We start from the raw sequence: 20591 nt of genomic DNA on the forward strand, positions 1-20591 counted from the left end.
AAATCGTCGTTTTTAGTTTATTTCCATGCCGTAGGTATAGCCTCATAATCGGTCAGGCCCGTACAACCGTTGAAACACTTCGTCCGGGAAGTAATAGCCTTTGTAAAACCATTCGTTGTCGTCCGTTCATAGAGATGTATTTTCACCCCCTCCACAAGCGTATAAGGCGATTCACCAGTCAGGCCTGAACAACCGGCAAAAAGGAAATTTACCGCCGTAATGCCTTTTGAGGCATCAAACAGGCTGACAGGTATGCTTTTAAGAGCCGTACAATTCTGAAAGGTATAAGCGTAAGTCGTCACCTGTTCAAAAGCATCGAACAGTCCTTCCGGTACACTTTCAAGAGCCTCACACCCCTGGAACATATAGGTAGCCGTTTTCACTCCTGTACAGCCGGAGAAAAGATCGGCCGGAACAGCCGCCAGCTGAGTACAACCGTCGAAAACATTAGCAAATGTCGTCACTCGATTTTTGTCTGCAAACAGTCCCGAGGGAACATTTTTCAGAGCCGTACAATTCTGAAAAGTCTTCTCAAAAGTCGTCGCATCAGCCGTTGCAAAGAGTTCTGCCGGAATATCCGTCAAGGCCACGCAATTGTTGAATGTCTTGAGGAAACTGACCGAGCCGGTTCCATTACTTGCATGAGCAAAGAGATCGGCGGGAATCGTCTCCAAAGCACTACAATCGGCAAACGCACTTCCATAAGTCGAACATTTCGTAAAGTTTGCAAACAAAGCGTTCGGAATCCGCTTTAAAACAGAGCAGCCTTGAAACGCATAATCGAAACGAGAACATTCGACAAGCGGATCAAAAAGGTGAGCCGGAATAGTTTCCAATTTAGGACATAAAGCAAAAATATACCCCATATTTGTACACTTTGTGGTTTTCTGGAACAATCCCTCTGGAATGGACGTAATTTCCAATCCGCGGAAGGCCCCGTTGAGTGTCGTAATTTCAGGGCAGTTATCCAAAAGACCGGCGGGAATAGCCGTCAATTTAGTATTGGAGAACAAACTACTGGCCGTCACTAATTTTGTCTGGTTTTTAAACAAATTTGCCGGAAGCGTCACGAGAGAGGTGGAAGAAAATACGGAATTAAATGAGATGACCTCGGGACAGTTATCAAATAATCCGGCGGGAATAGCCGTAATACCTGCAGCCTGGTAAAAGGTCGAAGCAAAGGAGGTCGCCAGCCTGCAATTATCAAATAATCCGGCAGGGATTTCCAGTATCGATTTATTAGCAGAGAATGTATAATCGAAATTCATGGCTTGTGAAGCAGAAACAAACAGTCCGGCAGGAATCGATTCCAGATCACAGTTGCGGAAGGCTCCGGAAAAGGTAGTCACTTGTGCAAACGAATTATCGGTATCCGCAGGAATCCGCCTGAGGGCTGCACAATTGTAAAATGCATTGTTGAGACTAGTCAGTCCGGTCGTCCCCCACTGGCGTACCTCCGTAATGTATTTACGGATTGCAGCTGTGATGGGAGAAGTCGAAGAGGGGAAAGTCAAAGCCGTCACTTTGCCTTTCACCGTAACAATATATTCCCCGGCAAATTCATACGTATGAGAAGGATTCACTGTGGTAACTTCTTCAACATTCGTATCCCCCCAGTAAACCGTACAGTTAATATTACCGGCCAATGGCAGATAAGCTTTCGCTCCGTCTGTTGCCACATTGAGCACAAATACCATAGCCGTAGGGTCATGACCAAGCTGAGTCACGGCAATAGGATAGGTCGTGAGGTTTTCCTTCCCGTCTCCAGCTGTAATAACAATTGCAGCTTCCCGGTTTACCAGCTCGTCATAGTCTGAAGCCTTGACCTGAAGCAAGTCGCCCTCGCGGGTAATAGTAAGCCAATCGGCAGTACAATTATAACTCCATTCGTAATTCGATACGACAGTTACCTGATTTTGTCCTCCTGTATTCATAAAAGAGAGGGCCGGAGGATCCACAGCAATGTTGGCGGCTGGCTGTTGGGCGACATCAATAGTACTGGAAACGGTATGCTCTCCGGAACCTGCCGTCAACGTAATGGTGATAGACCGTTCTTCGAAAGCAGCATTCTCTTCAGCCGTTATAAGGAGTTTATCGTTATCTTGTTTTTCGACCAGCAACCAAGCGCAGGGGCAGTCAAACGACCACTCATCGGTACCACAATCGATCACAAATTCCGCGATAGTATTGCCACGAGCCGGCAAAAGGGCCGTATCGGGCACAGAGCCAATTTCCAACGAACCAAAAGCATTTTGAGCAATGCTGACCGTAGCCGTAGCCGCTAGGGCATCCTTCTCTCCTCCAGCTCGTAAAGTAATCACAGCACGACGCGCTTCCCGTTCTGTATTGGCTTCGGCAATAATATGCAATTCGTCCAACGCGTTCTTTTCAAACGTTAACCAAGTAGCTTCATCTGTCTCATACGCCCAACTTTCCTGGTTAGTACTGACGTTTAAAACCAGCTCACCACCACGACTTCTGAAGGTCGCACTACCCGTATGCTCGTCCTCCGATACATAAATTTTATTCTTCGACGAAATCAGCAGGGTCGCCGCATCCTCCGGAGCTTGAGGACCTTCGGGATAAGTATACGTCACAGTATGCTTCTCACAGGAACAGAGTGCTATACAGCACATCAGCAGAGAAAAAACAGTATATTTCATAAAGTATTTAGTATTTTACAGTTAATGACTCCGTTATTCACGTATTTCGAAAGTCGCATTCCCCCTTTTACGGCTGTTATTACTCCCCGTAGCCGGAATGATTTGTTCGTATTCAATAGCCGATACAGAACGTTGATCAGCATTCTTTTCCAATACAGAGCCTTCGATAACGGCATAGCAAAGATTATTGAAAAGCGTATAAACCTGCCCGTTGTATCCGACAATTCCGACATAAGGATATTGATCACTTACGGAACTTTTGACAAGAAGCTTACCGGCATCGGGCACAAGCGTCAACGCCCCTTCAAACGTCAGATTTCTCGAGTTTACATCTACCCCGCATAAATAAAACATATAGGAATCATTGTAGCCGACGCTCCAGCCGAGTGGAATCGTCACTTCACCCGTCTCCGGACTGTAAGTGACATACAGACCGATTCCATTGAGAAATAAGTCCCATAATTTATATTGTTGGTTGTATATATAAGCCTCAAGCCGACACGAAGTATTTATACCACCACCCAATATCTCATTTCCGTAAAACCATGCCGGAGCACTCCAGTTCCATGAACCCTCCAGCGCATAAAAACCATTTTCAGAACGGGTTTGTTGAGTCAACTCAATCTGCCGTGTAGCATAACCAGCAGTCACAGTCAATACGGTCCGCTGTTGCTGGGATCCTTCATTTCGCGGTACTGTCACCGTAAAACGATTGGCCTCCTTCTGCTTATCCACCGTGAACCAAACATTGTCGGCCACAACTTCCCAATCCATATCGGCCATTACCGTGACCGTAAATTCGTCCCCCTCGGAATCCAACAGACAACCCTCCTCATCGTAGAAAAGCTTAAGTGACGATTCTGTATCCCAACCTTCCTGTTTAACCTGTATTGTTTCGCTTACCGTAGAAGTTGCAACAAAAATTTCCGCAGCCCGAACGGAATCTTCTACATTAGGTCCCGCTTTAATTATCAAACAATTCTCATCCGGTATGCACTCTATCCATTCGGCCGTCGTCGTTGCTTTCCACTGCGACGATGAAGTAATAGCGATGGTGGTACGCCCACCGTTTGAAGCCATAGCGACACGATTGCTGGAAAGAAGCAATGTGTCTACCATAATCGACTCTTCTGTTTCTTTGCACCCGATACAGATCAGCAGCGAGAACAATAACATTGGATAAAAACATTTCATATTTTTAATATTATTTTTAAAATTGAAACAAAATTAACGTTCCATTATAATATTGCAAATAATTTTTAAAAAATAATCTTTAATAATATTAAAATACAGCAGAGGAAGAGGTGGAAAATCCGATTTCCCCTCCTACACCTACATAAGGCTAGAAGGCAAATTTTTAACTATAGAAATACGAAAAGCCCATACAAAAGGGAGGTTGTGAACTCTTGAAGAAATATACGGAAAGTACTATTGAAAGAGAGAGTTTATAAAAATAGAAACGTCCGGAAAACCGGACGAATAACGAACGAAAACTTTAGTATGCGAACTGAACTGAGGAGTAGCTGACAACATTCCGTGACAAAAGAACCGTCCTCTGTCGGATTCAGGCTTGCCCGTGAGGCTCCAGATCCAAGGGGAATACCGGAGGATTCTGGGGTTCTTCCGGAAGGGTAATTTTCCGATAGGTCTGTTCGTATTTTCGGATATTATCCTGCAATGCCCACAGGAGGCGTTTGGCATGTTCAGGCGACATGATGATACGACTTTTCACTTCTGCTTTTGGTACACCGGGCACTACCCGCACAAAATCCAGGATAAATTCAGAACTGGAATGAGTGATAATCGCCAGGTTGGCATAAATTCCCTGAGCAATATCGTGACTCAATTCTATATCTATTTGTTGTTTATTTTCTTCCATAAAAATTGGTTTAAATGTGAAAAGGTAAAAGCGTTTAAAAAGTACAAATGTTCTGTTATAAGAATGGTATTTTCAGCAAAAGCCGCTAGATGCTTTGTCGCTTAATGGAACGAAAGCCCTGGTCTTCCGAATGTTCCCTCTTTCTTGTGAACATTTTTACTTTTATCTTTCAAAATTACAGATTTTTCTCCGGATTTTCAAGAAGAGGTTGAGGAGATTCCGGGGATCATAAAAAAACGCCTCATTGCTGAGGCGTTTCTTTTATTTGGTCATTTTTTCCATTTCTTCTTTCGAACCGACAACTAAGCCCTTGAACTCTTTCATTCCGGTTCCTACCGGTATCAAGTGACCGCAAATGACGTTTTCTTTCAATCCTTCGAGCGGATCGACTTTTCCGTAGATTGCAGCTTCATTCAATACTTTCGTCGTCTCCTGGAAGGATGCAGCCGATATAAAGCTGGACGTCTGCAAAGCTGCCCGGGTAATTCCCTGCAATACTTGTGCAGAAGTAGCGGGTACAGCATCTCTGGCTTGCACGATTTTCATATCGCGGCGTTTCAGCTGCGAGTTGATATCCCGTAGCGTACGGGCGGAAATGATTTGTCCCGGTTTTACCCGATCAGAATCTCCAGCCTCCAAAACCACCTTTTTGCCGAACATTTCATCGTTTTCTTCCATGAATTCATTTTTGTCGACAATCTGATTTTCCAAGAAACGAGTATCGCCGGAATCCTGAATGAGCACTTTACGCATCATTTGATGAACGATGATCTCAAAATGCTTATCGTTGATCTTCACACCCTGCATCCGGTATACATCCTGTACTTCATTTACGATATATTCCTGTACTTTTATCGGACCCTCGATATTCAAAATATCCGTCGGCGTAATCGCACCGTCGGACAAAGGCGTACCGGCACGAACGTAGTCATTCTCTTGCACCAAGATCTGTTTGGTCAAGGAAACCAGATATTTCTTCACTTCTCCGGCTTTAGAAGTTATGATAATCTCCCGGTTACCTCGTTTGATCTTACCATAAGTAACTTCTCCGTCGATTTCAGAAACCACAGCCGGGTTTGACGGGTTACGGGCTTCAAACAATTCGGTTACCCGAGGCAGACCTCCCGTAATATCCCCTGCCTTACCTACTGCTCTCGGAATTTTCACAATTGTATTACCTGCTACCACAGCGTCTCCTTCTTTCACAACAATATGTGCTCCTACCGGTAAGTTATAGCTCTTCAGGACTTCTTTTTTAGCATCCAGAATTAAAATAGCCGGCGCTTTGGTTCTATCCCTAAATTCGGTAATCACTTTTTCCCGGAAACCGGTTGTTTCGTCCGATTCCTCTTTATAGGTTTCTCCTTCAATCAAATTTTCCGTACCGATTGTACCTGTAAATTCGGTGATGATCAAAGCATTGAACGGATCCCATTCGCAAATCAAATCGCCTTTCTTTACCTCAGCCCCATTTTTTACAAATACCTTGGCACCATAAGGAATATTATGCGTTACCAATACAATATTGGTATTCTTATCAATCATGCGCAGTTCTGTCAAACGCCCGACAACCACATCACATTTCTGTCCGTTCTCCTGTACATATTCTACGGAACGCATTTCCTCGAATTCTACCACTCCGTCGTACTTCGCCCGCAGAGAGTTTTCCGTAGAAATATTACCTGCAGTACCTCCCACGTGGAATGTTCTCAAGGTCAACTGTGTTCCCGGCTCACCGATAGACTGAGCAGCAATGGTCCCTACAGCTTCTCCTTTCTCGACAAGCCGCCCCGTTGCTAAATTACGTCCGTAACATTTTGCACAAACTCCTTTCTTCGCCTCACAAGTCAGCACAGAACGAACTTCTACCCGTTCTATCGGAGAATTTTCAATAGCTTCGGCAATACTTTCGGTAATTTCCTCTCCGGATCTCACCAGTAATTCACCCGAATGCGGATGATAAATATCGTGTACAGACACGCGTCCCAAAATTCTCTCATACAGAGAAGATACGACTTCTTCATTATTCTTAATGGCAGCAATCGTCACTCCTCTCAACGTACCGCAATCTTCCTCGGTAATGGTGATATCATTGGCCACATCGACCAAACGACGGGTCAAATAACCGGCATCAGCCGTTTTCAAGGCAGTATCGGCCAAACCTTTACGGGCACCGTGAGTAGAAATAAAATATTCCAATACCGACAATCCTTCCTTAAAGTTTGCCAGAATCGGGTTCTCGATGATCTGTCCTCCCGTAGCTCCGGATTTTTGCGGTTTAGCCATCAATCCACGCATTCCCCCTAACTGCCGGATCTGTTCCCGGGAACCACGGGCTCCCGAATCCAACATCATATAAATGGAGTTAAATCCCTGCTTGTCGGCAGCTAACTGCTTCATCAACGTAGAGGTCAAATTAGCATTTACATGCGTCCAGATATCAATTATCTGGTTGTATCTTTCATTGTTGGTGATGAAACCCATATTATAGTTATTCATCACCTCTTCTACCTGTTCATACCCTTCTTTTAAAAGAGCATCTTTTTCCACAGGAATAATGACATCTTCCAGATTGAACGACAGACCACCTTCGAAAGCCTTCAGGTATCCTAAATCCTTAATATCATCCAAAAACTTGGCCGTAACATCTACTCCGCATTTTTTAAATACATCCCCGATGATATCCCTCAACGCTTTCTTCGTAATTAAAGTATTGATAAAGGGGAAATTCTTCGGGGTATATTGATTCAGAATCACCCGTCCCACAGTCGTTTCCACCATATGCCGGATCGGGTTCCCGTCCTTATCGATATCGTCAATCTTCACACTGATCAGAGCGTGCAGATCCACCGCATTCTCATTCAAGGCGATAATGACTTCCTCCGGAGAATAAAATTTCAATCCTTCTCCCTTGGCGCCTTTTTTGGGCTTGGTGATATAATACAATCCCAATACCATATCCTGGGAAGGCACGGTAATCGGAGCTCCGTTAGCCGGATTTAAAATATTATGCGCACAAAGCATCAGAATCTGAGCTTCCAAAATGGCCTCATTCCCTAAGGGCAAATGCACAGCCATCTGGTCGCCGTCGAAGTCGGCATTAAAACCGGTACAAGCCAGTGGATGCAAACGGATGGCTTTCCCTTCTATCAGCTTCGGCTGAAAAGCCTGAATACCCAAACGGTGCAAAGTCGGAGCACGGTTTAATAATACCGGATGCCCTTTCAGTACATTTTCCAGAATATCCCATACCACCGGATCACGGCGGTCAACAATTTTCTTGGCACTCTTCACCGTTTTTACAATTCCGCGTTCAATCAACTTACGGATAATAAACGGCATATATAATTCGGCTGCCATATCTTTCGGCAAACCGCATTCGTGCATTTTCAAATCAGGTCCTACGACAATAACCGAACGGGCGGAATAGTCGACACGTTTACCCAACAAATTCTGACGAAAACGTCCTTGTTTTCCTTTTAAACTGTCGGACAACGACTTTAAGGGCCGGTTATTTTCAATTTTTACTGCATTGGATTTACGGGAATTGTCGAAAAGAGAATCGACAGCCTCCTGCAGCATACGTTTTTCATTTCGTAAAATAACATCCGGAGCTTTGATTTCTATCAATCGTTTCAAACGGTTATTCCGGATAATTACCCGCCGATACAAATCATTCAGATCGGAAGTAGCAAAACGGCCACCGTCCAGCGGCACCAAAGGACGCAGTTCCGGCGGAATAACAGCCAACACTTTAACGATCATCCATTCCGGTTTATTCACTTCTTTGCTTTCCCGGAAAGCCTCTACCACCTGCAAACGCTTCAATGCTTCGTTTTTACGCTGTTGGGAAGTCTCCGTATTTGCCTTGTGACGCAATTCATACGACAGATCATCCAGATTCAATCTTTCCAGCAACATACCGATCGCTTCAGCTCCCATTTTGGCAATGAACTTATTCGGATCATCGTCGTCCAAATGCTGATTATCTGCCGGTAAAGCATCCACCAAATCGATGTATTCCTCTTCCGTCAGAAAATCCAGCTGATTGATTCCTTTTTCAGCTAAAATACCGGGCTGAACAACTACATACCGCTCATAATAAATCACGGAATCCAGTTTCTTAGACGGCAATCCTAAAAGATAACCGATCTTATTGGGCAAAGACTTGAAATACCAGATGTGAGCAACAGGTACAACCAATTGAATATGCCCCATGCGTTCCCTACGTACTTTTTTCTCCGTCACTTCTACCCCACAACGGTCGCAAACAATCCCTTTATAACGAATGCGTTTATACTTTCCGCAATGACATTCGTAATCTTTTACCGGACCGAAAATCCGTTCACAGAATAAACCGTCGCGTTCCGGTTTATACGTACGGTAGTTGATTGTCTCCGGTTTGAGTACCTGTCCGCTGGAATGTTCCAGAATCTCTTCCGGAGATGCCAAACCGATTGCTATTTTTGTAAAGCTTTTAGGCTTATTTGTATTACTATCTTTTCTAAAGGCCATATTATAACTTCGTTATATGTCGAAAGCCGAAAGTTGAAAGGGCCCCGGAATATCCTTCGCCCTTTAACTTTTGCCCTTTAACTTTTTATATCAAATTAACGCTTAATCCGAGTCCTCTTAACTCATGCAACAACACATTGAAAGATTCGGGCAATCCCGGTGTAGGCATAGGTTCCCCCTTCACAATATGTTCATAAGTCTTGGTTCTTCCGACTACATCATCCGACTTCACCGTCAGGATTTCCTGCAGGATATGCGATGCACCGAATGCTTCCAGGGCCCAAACCTCCATTTCTCCGAAACGCTGACCACCGAATTGGGCTTTACCTCCCAAAGGTTGCTGGGTAATCAATGAATACGGTCCGATGGAACGGGCATGCATCTTATCATCTACCATATGTCCCAGTTTCAGCATATAGGTCACCCCTACAGTTGCCGGCTGGTCGAAACGCTCTCCCGTACCTCCGTCATACAAATAAGTGGTCCCGAATCTCGGTACACCGGCTTTATCTGTATAAGCGTTGATATCTTCCAGACTGGCTCCGTCAAAAATCGGAGTAGCAAACTTCAATCCCAATTCCTTACCGGCCCAGCCCAATACAGCTTCGAATACCTGTCCCAAGTTCATACGGGAAGGTACACCCAACGGATTCAGACAAATGTCTACTGGCGTTCCATCTGCTAGGAACGGCATATCTTCTACCCTTACCACACGGGAAACAATACCTTTGTTCCCATGACGTCCGGCCATCTTATCCCCGATCTGCAATTTACGCTTCTTCGCTACATAAACTTTCGCCATCTTAATAATACCGGCAGGCAATTCGTCCCCTACAGTAGCATTATATTTCTTACGCTTCATCTGTCCCTCGATTTCCTTGTATTTGATGACATAATTATGCAGCAAATCGCGGACCATATCATTTTTCTGCTTATCGGTCGTCCATTTGTTCGGATTCACTTCCAGGTAGTTCAGATTTTGCAAATTCTTCATTGTAAACTTCACTCCCTTGCCTATGACATCTTCGTTCAGGTAGTTCTTAACCCCTTGAGAAGTCTTTCCGTTCACCAATTCAAATACTTTATCAATCAATAAAGTATTCAAATCGCCGACTTTGCGTTCAAATTGTTCGTCAATCTCATTCAATATGGTTTTCCCGGCAGCCTTCGACTTCCGGTCGCCAATCGTACGCTGGAATAATTTCTTATCGATAATCACTCCTCTCAGCGAAGGAGAAGCTTTCAGAGAAGCATCTTTCACATCTCCGGCCTTATCTCCGAAAATCGCCCTCAGCAATTTTTCCTCCGGACTAGGATCAGACTCTCCTTTCGGAGTAATCTTTCCGATCAGGATGTCTCCCGGTTCTACACGGGCACCAATCCGGATCATTCCGTTTTCGTCCAGGTCCTTGGTGGCATCTTCACTTACATTCGGAATATCTGCCGTCAATTCTTCCAATCCCCGCTTTGTCTCCCGCACTTCCAAAGAATATTCATCCACATGTACGGAAGTAAATACATCATTCCGCACAATGTTCTCGGAGATCACGATAGCATCCTCATAATTATAACCTTTCCAAGGCATATAAGCCACCTTCAGGTTACGCCCCAGCGCCAATTCCCCGCCTTCTGAAGAATACCCCTCTGTCAGGATTTGTCCTTCTTCCACCCGTTGTCCTCTCTTGACAATAGGACGCAGCGTAATTGTCGTACTCTGGTTGGTTCGTTTATATTTCGGTAAAATATATTCCTTTGTATCTCCGTCAAAGCAGACAAAGCGTTCTTCTTCCGTTTGGTCGTATTTGATCACAATCCGGCGACCATCCACAGCTTCTACCACTCCATTCCCCTCAGCAACGATCTGCGTACGGGAATCTTTGATCAGATTTCCCTCCAAGCCGGTTCCGACAATCGGAGCCTCCGGTTTGATAATGGGCACAGCCTGACGCATCATGTTAGAACCCATCAAGGCCCGGTTGGCATCGTCATGCTCCAGGAAAGGAATCAAAGAGGCGGCGATAGAAGCAATCTGGTTCGGTGCTACGTCTATCAAATCCACCTTTTCCACTTCTTCCACCGGGAAATCTCCGTCCTTACGGGATTTGGCCCGTTTATTTACGAAATGACCGTTTTCCCCCACCTTAGCATTTGCCTGTGCAATGACCAGCCCTTCTTCTTCTTCTGCCGACAAATATTTCACTCCTTCCGCAGAAAGATCCACCACAGCATTTTCTACCTTCCGGTAAGGGGTCTCGATAAATCCAAGTTCATTAATCTTTGCATATACACAAAGAGAAGAAATCAAACCGATATTCGGACCTTCCGGAGTTTCGATCGGACACAGACGGCCGTAATGCGTATAATGCACGTCACGTACTTCGAAACCGGCCCGGTCCCGGGACAAACCGCCAGGTCCCAATGCCGACATACGGCGTTTATGGGTTATCTCAGCCAGCGGATTCGTCTGGTCCATAAACTGAGACAAAGCATTTGTTCCGAAGAAAGAATTAATGACAGAAGAAAGAATCTTCGAATTAATCAGGTCTACCGGAGTAAACACTTCATTATCCCTCACATTCATACGTTCCCGTATCGTACGGGCCATTCGGGCCAATCCGACGCCGAACTGATTGTACAATTGTTCCCCTACAGTACGTACGCGCCGATTACTCAAGTGGTCGATATCATCCACATCTGTCCTTGCATTCAGCAATTTGATCAGGTATTTGATAATTTCGATAATATCCTCTTTCGTCAGTATCCGGACAGATGGGTCGGTAGCAAGCCCTAATTTTTTATTCAGCTTATAACGTCCCACATCTCCGAGGTCGTAACGTTTATCGGAGAAAAACAACTTATCGATAACGTCCCGGGCTGTCGCTTCATCAGGCGGCTCGGAACTACGTAGTTGTCTATAAATATGGAGCACTGCTTCTTTTTCCGAATTACACGGATCTTTTTGCAGCGTATTATATATAATGGCATAATCTGCCAGATTTTGTTTTTCTTTATGCAACAGAATCGTTTTAGCTCCCGATTCTACAATTGCATCGATATGTTCATTTTCCAGTACCGTTTCCCGGTCCACGATGATTTCATTTCGTTCGATAGAAACCACTTCACCGGTATCTTCATCCACAAAATCCTCCACCCACGTCTTCAAAACACGAGCAGCCAAGCGTCGGCCAACGACTTTTTTCAATCCCGATTTAGAAACATTCACTTCGTCTGCCAGATCAAAAATCTGCAGGATATCCTTATCTGTTTCAAAGCCGATAGCTCTCAAAAGAGTAGTTACAGGCAACTTCTTTTTCCGGTCGATATAGGCATACATCACATTGTTGATGTCTGTAGCGAATTCGATCCAGGAACCTTTGAAAGGGATAATTCTGGCAGAATAAAGTTTAGTCCCATTCGCGTGAACGCTTTGTCCGAAAAACACGCCGGGAGATCGGTGTAACTGAGACACAATCACCCGCTCGGCTCCATTGATAACAAATGTTCCTTTAGGGGTCATATAAGGAACATTTCCGAGGTATACATCCTCGATGACTGTATCAAAATCCTCGTGTTCAGGATCCGTACAATACAGCTTCAGTTTTGCCTTCAACGGCGCACCGTATGTCAATCCCTGTTCCAGACATTCGTCAATGGTATAGCGGGGAGGGTCAATAAAATAATCCAAAAATTCCAACACGAAATTATTCCGGGTGTCGGTAATGGGAAAATTTTCTTTAAAAACGGTGTAAAGGCCTTCGTTTTTTCTATTTTCGGGAGTAGTACCCAATTGAAAAAAGTCCTTGAATGACTTTAGTTGTATCTCAAGAAAATCAGGGTATTCCAACTGATTTTTTATGGATGCAAAGCTTATTCTTTTATTTGAATGATTTGAAGACATCTATTAATTTTTTGGAACCTAAACAATAATAACAACAAAACGGTTTAGAGTCAAAAATGACTCTAAACCTTTAAAACCCGAGGGTCCTATAACTATTTAAGTTCAACTTCAGCTCCTGCTTCTTCCAGTTGAGCTTTCAATTGTGCAGCTTCTTCTTTAGAAACTTTTTCTTTCAAAGGAGCCGGAGCTTTGTCTACTAATTCCTTAGCTTCCTTCAGTCCAAGACCGGTGAGTTCTTTTACTAATTTAACCACACCTAATTTAGCAGCACCAGCTGATTTCAGGATTACATCGAACTCTGTTTGTTCAGCAGCAGCTCCACCAGCAGCGCCGGCAGCAGGAGCAGCAACAACAGCAGCAGCAGCTGCAGGTTCGATACCATATTCTTCTTTTAAGATGTCAGCTAATTCTTTTACGTCTTTTACAGTCAGGTTTACTAATTCCTCTGCAAGTTTTTTCAAATCTGCCATTTCGATAATTATTTAAATTGTTTCTTACTCTGATAAAAATAAAATTATGCTCTATCTTCCAGCGTTTTCAACACGCCTCCGATAGTATTCTTCCCTGATTCCAAAGAAGAGATAAGTTTTTGCATCGGCGATTGCAACAGTAAGATAATATCTCCCAGCAATTCTTCTTTAGATTTAATGCTAACAAGAGTATCCAACTGGTCTTCACCTACATAGACACATTCTTCCACAAAAGCAGCCTTAAGCACAGGTTTGTCGTGGCTCTTACGGAACTCTTTAATCAATTTCGCAGGAGCGTTTCCTGTTTCAGAAAGCATAACAGCGCTGGAACCAGCCAGAGAACCGTAGAGTTCTTCATAATTGTTTTCCAGTCCGTCGAGGGCTACTCTTAACAAAGTATTTTTTACTTGTATTAATTTGATCCCTGCTTTAAAACATTCTTTACGCAAATCCTGAGTCGCAGCGGCATCCAATTCTGAAATGTCACTTACATACAAATGTTTGTATGATTTAATCTGCTCGGTTAAACTGTCTATGATTACTTGTTTTTCTTCCCTTTTCATTCTACAAAGGTCCTTTTAAAGGTTAATAATTAATCAAGTAATGACTTAAGGTCTAATTTAATACCGGGACTCATTGTACTTGACAGGAACACACTCTTCACATAGGTACCTTTTGCAGAAGACGGTTTCAGTTTCTGGATAACGTTCATGAATTCACGAGCATTATCTTTAATTTTATCTGCATCAAAGTTCACTTTCCCAATAGAAGTGTGTACTATACCAAACTTGTCAACTTTAAAATCAATTTTTCCCTGCTTCACCTCTGTTACGGCTTTCGCAATATCCATTGTTACTGTTCCGCTTTTCGGGTTAGGCATCAATCCACGCGGACCTAAAATTCGTCCTAAAGCACCAATTTTACCCATGATAGAAGGCATAGTGATAATGATGTCGATATCGGTCCAACCTGATTTCAACTTTTCAATATACTCATCCAAGCCTACATAATCGGCTCCGGCAGCCTTAGCTTCTTCTGCCTTATCCGGCGTACAAAGTACTAAAACCCGGACTTCTTTACCGGTACCGTGAGGTAAGGTAACGACTCCACGCACCATTTGATTGGCCTTACGCGGGTCTACTCCCAGACGAACGTCCATGTCAACTGACGCATCAAACTTAGTAAAAGTAATCTCTTTCACAAGTTTAGCAGCTTCTTCAATGGTATATACTTTACCATTTTCGATTTTTTCTAAAGCTAACTTCTTATTTTTTGTCAGTTTACTCATTACGTTTGAAGTATTACAAATTCATTAAAAAGGTTTCTCACCTTCAACGGTGATCCCCATACTTCTGGCAGTTCCAGCTACCATGCTCATTGCTTTTTCAATTTGGAAAGCATTCAAATCGCTCATTTTCCCTTCTGCAATCTGTTTTACCTGTTCCCAGGAAATAGAAGCCACCTTTTTACGGTTGGGCTCTGCAGAACCGGATTTGAGTTTTGTCACTTCCAAAAGTTGAACAGCAACAGGAGGTTGTTTGGTTATAAAATCAAAAGACTTATCACCATAAACCTGAATAATTACCGGAATAATCTTTCCTGCCTGATCCTGAGTCCTTGCATTAAACTGTTTACAGAAGTCCATGATGTTGACTCCTTTAGAACCCAATGCAGGGCCCACAGGGGGAGAAGGATTAGCGGCACCAGCTTTAATCTGTAGCTTTATAAGAGCTTCAACTTCTTTTGCCATGATTTTTTTCTTCTCAAAAAATTAATTATTCTTTTTCTACCTGCATGAAACTCAATTCGAGTGGTGTTTTACGACCGAAAATCTTGACAATTACTTTCAATCTCTTCTTATCGCTATTTACCTCCTCTATCACACCGGTAAAACCGTTGAACGGTCCGTCCGTAACTTTTACGGATTCGCCCACGAAATAAGGAATACTTACTTCTTCCGGTTGTTCCGCAAGCTCGTCTACTTTCCCAAGAATTCGGTTTACTTCTGCTAAACGCATAGGCACCGGATCACCTCCTTTGGTCTCCCCCAGGAAGCCAATTACATTCGTGATATCACGAAGCATGTGGGGAATTTCACCAACTAAGGCAGCCTCAATCATAACGTATCCCGGAAAGAAATTCCGCTCTTTGCTGATTTTTTTTCCGTTACGCACCTGATAAATCTTCTCGGTAGGTATCAAAACCTGAGAAACGTAATCCTGAAGCCCCAAACTGGCAATTTCACTTTCGATATATTCCTTCACCTTCTTCTCTTTTCCACCAATTACCCGAAGGACATACCATTTCTTTACAATTTCTGCCATCTTAGTTTTTCGGATTATTAATAAAACAACTGATAAATAAAAGTCAGTATGTGTCTGAATACGACATCCATGATAAAAATGCCAATCGCTATAATGACGGAAGCAATCATTACAATCGTAGCACTACTCTGGAGTTCTGACCAAGTTGGCCAAGACACTTTATTGACCAATTCGCTGTATACGTCTGCGAAATAACCTTTAATATTCATTTTAGACTCTAGATTGTAGATTTCAAATTGTATTTGACAGACAATTCAAAATTTAAAATTTAATACTTTTTGCACGGATGGAGAGACTCGAACTCCCGACACTCGGTTTTGGAGACCGATGCTCTACCGACTGAGCTACATCCGTAAACGGAGGTCGGCACCTGCCGACCTCAAATTTCTATAGAAGGATCATTCTATGATTTCGGTAATCTGACCAGCACCTACGGTACGTCCACCTTCACGGATAGCGAAACGCAAACCCAGTGAACAAGCTACCGGAGTCAACAACTCAACAGTGATGGTTACGTTATCTCCCGGCATTACCATTTCAGTTCCTTCCGGTAAGGTAATTTCTCCCGTTACGTCCATTGTACGTAAATAGAACTGCGGTCTGTATTTGTTGTGGAACGGAGTGTGACGGCCCCCTTCTTCTTTCTTCAGGATATAAACCTCAGCTTTGAATTTGCTGTGCGGTTTAACAGAACCCGGTTTTGCCAGCACCATACCCCGTTTGATTTCGTTCTTATCGATACCACGAAGTAATAAACCAACGTTATCTCCAGCTTCTCCTTCATCCAACAATTTACGGAACATTTCTACTCCGGTACAAACAGTTTTCTTACCGTCAGCACCCAAACCGATAATTTCCAATTCGTCACCTACATGTACGATACCTGTTTCAATACGACCTGTAGCAACCGTACCACGACCTGTAATAGAGAATACGTCTTCAACCGGCATCAAGAACGGTTTTTCATTGTCACGCGGAGGCAGCGGAATCCATTCGTCAACAGCGTTCATCAACTCCATTACTTTTTCTACCCATTTTGCTTCTCCATTCAATGCACCCAAAGCAGAACCTAAAATAACCGGAGTATTGTCACCGTCATACTGATAGAAAGACAATAATTCACGAACTTCCATCTCTACCAATTCCAACATTTCAGGATCATCCACCATGTCCACTTTATTCAAGAAAACAACGATTCTCGGAACGTTTACCTGACGAGCTAAAAGAATGTGTTCACGGGTCTGAGGCATCGGACCATCAGTTGCAGCACAAACCAAAATAGCACCATCCATCTGAGCAGCACCAGTAACCATGTTCTTTACATAGTCTGCGTGGCCCGGACAGTCAACGTGAGCATAGTGACGATTCTCCGTTGAATATTCAACGTGTGAAGTATTAATCGTAATACCCCTTTCTTTTTCTTCCGGAGCATTATCAATCTGATCGAAAGATTTTATTTCTGAAAGACCCTTTTCAGCCAATACTTTCGTAATTGCTGCTGTCAAAGTTGTTTTACCGTGGTCAACGTGACCGATAGTACCGATATTTACGTGTGGTTTTGACCTGTCAAACTTTTCTTTAGCCATAACTCAAAAACAATTTTATTATTAAACAATTTATTACAAAAAATCTGTGTCTTATTCTCAATGTTCTGTCTATCAATTTTTTAAATAAGATACGACAGAGAAGCCCGATTATCGAGCGTGCAAATATAGAAAAATAATTTTGTGTGACAAAATTATTTTCAGTTAAAGTTTATGGTTTAGAGTTTAATAGACCCTTTCTTTTTGAATCTCCCTCTAAACTTTATTCTTTATTTTTCTCTTTCTTTTTCTTTTATTTTTACAAGCTGACGCTTTAAAACATCATACAGTTCGTCAACGGCTTCCTCGAATTTTTTGGCATTTTTCTTTGCAAAAACATCCTGGCCTTTAATCGGAATACTCACCTCAACGACTTTGTTTTCCAAATGATCATCCTTTTCCAATTTCAAGGTAACTTCAATACCCAATATACCGTCGTAATATTTTTCTAACTTGGAGAATTTTTTCTGAATGAAATCTTCCAGTTGCGAACTCGCAGAAAAACCGACAGGATTAATTTTAACTTCCATAGTATTTCCTCCTTTAATTTTAAGCCCTTGGATGAGCCTGGTTAAACACCTTAATTAAATTTTCAAAAGAATTATGAGTATAAACCTGCGTAGCAGACAAATCGGAATGACCCAGCAAAGCCCGGATAGCTTCAATACAAGCCCCGTTATTCAACAACTGTGTCGCAAAAGTATGACGCAGGACGTGCGGACTACGTTTGGACGATGTCGTAACCTTTCCCAGACAGCGGACCACCAAGCGGTAAATGAATTTATCATAGACAGGAGCTCCTTTATCCGTAATAAAAAAATAACCGTGCTCCCGGGTTATCTGCTTTTTCCTGAACTCCAGATAAACCTGCATATCCGCTATGAGTTCATTTGCCAAAGGTATCAAGCGTTGCTTATTCCCTTTTCCGGTAATCACCAGACTCTTCCCCGCAAAATCGATATCCCTGATCTTCAATCCCACTAACTCTGACCGCCTCATCCCCGTACAATAAGCCATTAACAATACCAACCTGTCCCTCACTTCCGGAAAACCTCCCTGCAAATCTTCACTGTCCAATATTTCATCCATCTGATAATCGGGTACAAATACCGGCAAACGGCGTCCTGTCTTCGGCAAGATAATCGTCTCCGTCGGATCTTCAGCCAATCGCCCCTCCCTCATCAGATATTTAAATAAAGTACGTAAGACACTCAACTTTCGCCGAGTCGTAGTAGCCTTACGTCCTTTGGACATTTCTATCACCATCCATTCCCGTACCATTTTCGATGTAACATCCGGAAAATCGCTCACCTCATTGATCGTAGCACAGTAGTCCAGAAATTGCCCCAAATCTTCCTTATAAGCAAGCAGCGTGTGAGGCGAATACCTCTTCACATTTTCCAGATAACTCAGAAAGGGTGCAATATCCATAATTTTATACTACTGTCACTCAAAAATCTTTCCCATTCCCGGAAAGCCCATCGCTTTCCTTCACAGCCTCCGATTTCTGATTAAAAATCGTACCTAAATATAAAACTTTCGTCCGGAATAAACAAATCCCGTTTATAAAATTTTAATCTTCGGCGATCTGTAAAGACTGTTTGTAAACAGCTTTTAAATGCTGCTGACGATTCCGGATAGAAGGTTTGGTGAATGCCTGACGGTCTCTTAATTCTTTTACAATTCCGGTTTTCTCAAATTTTCTTTTAAATTTTTTTAAGGCTCTTTCAATATTTTCGCCTTCTTTTAAAGGTACTATAATCATGATTTTTTCAATTTTATTAATAATACATATTTATATACAACACACTTTCCTCCCCTCTCACTTATTCCTAAATAGATCAAAAACGGTTTTATAAACCGTTATCCGCTGCATAGGAATCCCCCACAGCGAAAATCCTTACTGGATCAAACATCCTTTTCAATTCTCTATATTTCCCCGGAATAAGCCCACCTCCTTTCAAAGCGGATTGATTTATAATACATTATATTTTAAAAAATAGAATGACAAAGGTAAACGTTTTTTTCTTATTTCTGAAATATCGAAATAAGAAAAGTTTAAAAAGTTTGAATGTTTGAAAACAGGAAAGCATTTCAATCTTTAATCGATCAGAACGGACTCAAATTCGTAAGGATCGTATTTCAGTTCTTCCACACTGATTGCCTCGTTCCGCTTGATCATACCGGTGATATCGAAATGAAGAGTCAGCAAAATGTAATAAACCCGACGCATAATTTCATTCGAAAAGATACAACTTGCAGAATCTTCAAAGTAACCGGTAATCGCTTTGATAATCCACGAAGTATCCTCACCTTCTAACGACAAGTGCATACTTTCAGCGATGATTTTGCAAATCAAATCCGATGCCTTCACTATTACATCTTTTACTTTGAGAGGTTTCGTCAGATGTGACAAAGGATGCAATACGATTTTGTATTCTTCCGAATCGTATGGAACCGTCACATATTTGTCCCAACGACTCTTCGCCTCATAATCGTGTTCATTCAACTTTGTAATAATAAAATCTTCACTCAAACTTTTCACACATACGATTCTCAATCCATAAGGATAATGGATCAACAACATTTTAGCATTCATAACAAAAAGAATTTTTATTTCGGATTTAAATAGTCACACACAATGTTTTTTCACTGCATGAATAAAACTAAATGTTTAATTTTGTTATAGAACGCTGATTTTGTTGCGCAAAAATGCCTTGTTTAGTTAAAATGTAAAGTACAAATGTTAATAGATACAAAACAATTAACAGAAATTTACTTATTTTGCATTTAACAAATAATAAATTAACATATACAAAATTATGTATGTGCGTCTTTTCAAGACAAAATAAAAAAGGCAATCCCTCTTTCAAATTTAATTTTCACCTTTCCTACCACAATAAATTTTACGCTTCAAGTACTATAACAACTATTAAAACTGTTTTTTTCAGACATTACACTTATTGGATCGTTCTTAAACGTTCCAATATTTAAAGCTTTTTAAAGGGAATTTTATGAATAGAGAAAGTAAAATAGCAGCTATACCACCATACTATATTTATCTATATACATAATATTGTAATATTTTCTTAATATTACCTACAATGTACATAAATCCCTTTTATAATGCGTCAATTTTGGTAGAGAATAAAGGTAAATGGAAATATTGCAAATAGGATAGATCAATTTAAAAACAATTATCACACCTCATTTCGTAATCCACAGACTATCAATTGTCATTTTTTCAAATTTATCACAA

The 20591-nt window shown here is 42.1% G+C and carries 16 protein-coding genes and 1 tRNA gene; all 17 read right to left on the reverse strand.

Going from position 1 to position 20591, the window contains the following annotated elements:
* Positions 1-17 precede the first annotated feature (17 nt).
* Positions 18-2663: a BACON domain-containing protein gene (locus HMPREF9449_RS14900; RefSeq protein WP_009138099.1), complete on the reverse strand. Its 2646-nt coding sequence runs from the start codon at positions 2661-2663 to the stop codon at positions 18-20.
* Between the two features lie 33 nt (positions 2664-2696).
* Entirely contained in the window at positions 2697-3857 is a 1161-nt protein-coding gene (locus tag HMPREF9449_RS14905; protein WP_009138100.1) for a BACON domain-containing protein, read from the reverse strand.
* 370 nt (positions 3858-4227) lie between these two features.
* Positions 4228-4542 carry a DUF3467 domain-containing protein gene (locus HMPREF9449_RS14910; protein WP_009138101.1) on the reverse strand — a complete coding sequence of 105 codons (315 nt, stop codon included), beginning with the start codon at positions 4540-4542 and terminating at the stop codon, positions 4228-4230.
* A gap of 261 nt (positions 4543-4803) precedes the next feature.
* A complete protein-coding gene (gene rpoC / locus HMPREF9449_RS14915; protein ID WP_009138102.1) occupies positions 4804-9057 on the reverse strand; it encodes a DNA-directed RNA polymerase subunit beta' in 4254 nt (1417 codons plus the stop codon).
* An 85-nt stretch (positions 9058-9142) separates the two neighbouring features.
* A complete protein-coding gene (gene rpoB / locus HMPREF9449_RS14920; protein ID WP_040612094.1) occupies positions 9143-12955 on the reverse strand; it encodes a DNA-directed RNA polymerase subunit beta in 3813 nt (1270 codons plus the stop codon).
* 92 nt (positions 12956-13047) lie between these two features.
* Positions 13048-13425, reverse strand: a complete 378-nt coding sequence (rplL, locus tag HMPREF9449_RS14925) for a 50S ribosomal protein L7/L12 (RefSeq protein WP_009138104.1) — start codon at positions 13423-13425, stop codon at positions 13048-13050.
* Positions 13426-13469: 44 nt separating this feature from the next.
* The gene (gene rplJ, locus HMPREF9449_RS14930) at positions 13470-13988 is read right to left on the reverse strand and encodes a 50S ribosomal protein L10 (RefSeq protein ID WP_009138105.1); all 519 of its coding nucleotides are present in this window, start codon (positions 13986-13988) and stop codon (positions 13470-13472) included.
* Between the two features lie 29 nt (positions 13989-14017).
* On the reverse strand, positions 14018-14713 hold the full coding sequence (rplA, locus tag HMPREF9449_RS14935) for a 50S ribosomal protein L1 (protein ID WP_009138106.1): 696 nt from the start codon (positions 14711-14713) through the stop codon (positions 14018-14020).
* Positions 14714-14737: 24 nt separating this feature from the next.
* Entirely contained in the window at positions 14738-15175 is a 438-nt protein-coding gene (gene rplK, locus HMPREF9449_RS14940) for a 50S ribosomal protein L11 (protein ID WP_009138107.1), read from the reverse strand.
* A 25-nt stretch (positions 15176-15200) separates the two neighbouring features.
* Entirely contained in the window at positions 15201-15749 is a 549-nt protein-coding gene (nusG, locus tag HMPREF9449_RS14945; protein ID WP_009138108.1) for a transcription termination/antitermination protein NusG, read from the reverse strand.
* Positions 15750-15766: 17 nt separating this feature from the next.
* Complete coding sequence (secE, locus tag HMPREF9449_RS14950; protein ID WP_009138109.1) at positions 15767-15958, reverse strand: preprotein translocase subunit SecE; 192 nt, start codon at positions 15956-15958, stop codon at positions 15767-15769.
* Positions 15959-16030: 72 nt separating this feature from the next.
* Positions 16031-16103, reverse strand: a tRNA-Trp gene (locus HMPREF9449_RS14955).
* A 44-nt stretch (positions 16104-16147) separates the two neighbouring features.
* On the reverse strand, positions 16148-17335 hold the full coding sequence (gene tuf, locus HMPREF9449_RS14960; protein ID WP_009138110.1) for an elongation factor Tu: 1188 nt from the start codon (positions 17333-17335) through the stop codon (positions 16148-16150).
* Between the two features lie 227 nt (positions 17336-17562).
* A complete protein-coding gene (hpf, locus tag HMPREF9449_RS14965; RefSeq protein WP_009138111.1) occupies positions 17563-17862 on the reverse strand; it encodes a ribosome hibernation-promoting factor, HPF/YfiA family in 300 nt (99 codons plus the stop codon).
* 19 nt (positions 17863-17881) lie between these two features.
* Positions 17882-18763 carry a tyrosine-type recombinase/integrase gene (locus HMPREF9449_RS14970; protein WP_009138112.1) on the reverse strand — a complete coding sequence of 294 codons (882 nt, stop codon included), beginning with the start codon at positions 18761-18763 and terminating at the stop codon, positions 17882-17884.
* Positions 18764-18905: 142 nt separating this feature from the next.
* Positions 18906-19097 (reverse strand): 30S ribosomal protein S21, encoded by a 192-nt coding sequence (gene rpsU / locus HMPREF9449_RS14975; protein ID WP_009138113.1) that lies wholly within the window; start codon positions 19095-19097, stop codon positions 18906-18908.
* Positions 19098-19433: 336 nt separating this feature from the next.
* Positions 19434-19931, reverse strand: a complete 498-nt coding sequence (locus HMPREF9449_RS14980; RefSeq protein ID WP_009138114.1) for a hypothetical protein — start codon at positions 19929-19931, stop codon at positions 19434-19436.
* Positions 19932-20591: the final 660 nt, after the last annotated feature.

The sequence above is a fragment of the Odoribacter laneus YIT 12061 genome (genome assembly GCF_000243215.1).
GTDB lineage: Bacteria > Bacteroidota > Bacteroidia > Bacteroidales > Marinifilaceae > Culturomica > Culturomica lanea.

Bases quoted from the DNA above. Each gene is read 5' to 3' on its own strand.
- HMPREF9449_RS14905 (WP_009138100.1), bottom strand. From the start codon at position 3,857: ATGAAATGTTTTTATCCAATGTTATTGTTCTCGCTGCTGATCTGTATC.
- HMPREF9449_RS14900 (WP_009138099.1), bottom strand. From the start codon at position 2,663: ATGAAATATACTGTTTTTTCTCTGCTGATGTGCTGTATAGCACTCTGT.
- hpf (WP_009138111.1), bottom strand. From the start codon at position 17,862: ATGGAAGTTAAAATTAATCCTGTCGGTTTTTCTGCGAGTTCGCAACTG.
- rpsU (WP_009138113.1), bottom strand. From the start codon at position 19,097: ATGATTATAGTACCTTTAAAAGAAGGCGAAAATATTGAAAGAGCCTTA.
- rpoB (WP_040612094.1), bottom strand. From the start codon at position 12,955: ATGTCTTCAAATCATTCAAATAAAAGAATAAGCTTTGCATCCATAAAA.
- HMPREF9449_RS14910 (WP_009138101.1), bottom strand. From the start codon at position 4,542: ATGGAAGAAAATAAACAACAAATAGATATAGAATTGAGTCACGATATT.
- HMPREF9449_RS14970 (WP_009138112.1), bottom strand. From the start codon at position 18,763: ATGGATATTGCACCCTTTCTGAGTTATCTGGAAAATGTGAAGAGGTAT.
- rplL (WP_009138104.1), bottom strand. From the start codon at position 13,425: ATGGCAGATTTGAAAAAACTTGCAGAGGAATTAGTAAACCTGACTGTA.
- rplJ (WP_009138105.1), bottom strand. From the start codon at position 13,988: ATGAAAAGGGAAGAAAAACAAGTAATCATAGACAGTTTAACCGAGCAG.
- nusG (WP_009138108.1), bottom strand. From the start codon at position 15,749: ATGGCAGAAATTGTAAAGAAATGGTATGTCCTTCGGGTAATTGGTGGA.
- secE (WP_009138109.1), bottom strand. From the start codon at position 15,958: ATGAATATTAAAGGTTATTTCGCAGACGTATACAGCGAATTGGTCAAT.
- rpoC (WP_009138102.1), bottom strand. From the start codon at position 9,057: ATGGCCTTTAGAAAAGATAGTAATACAAATAAGCCTAAAAGCTTTACA.
- rplK (WP_009138107.1), bottom strand. From the start codon at position 15,175: ATGGCAAAAGAAGTTGAAGCTCTTATAAAGCTACAGATTAAAGCTGGT.
- tuf (WP_009138110.1), bottom strand. From the start codon at position 17,335: ATGGCTAAAGAAAAGTTTGACAGGTCAAAACCACACGTAAATATCGGT.
- rplA (WP_009138106.1), bottom strand. From the start codon at position 14,713: ATGAGTAAACTGACAAAAAATAAGAAGTTAGCTTTAGAAAAAATCGAA.
- HMPREF9449_RS14980 (WP_009138114.1), bottom strand. From the start codon at position 19,931: ATGAATGCTAAAATGTTGTTGATCCATTATCCTTATGGATTGAGAATC.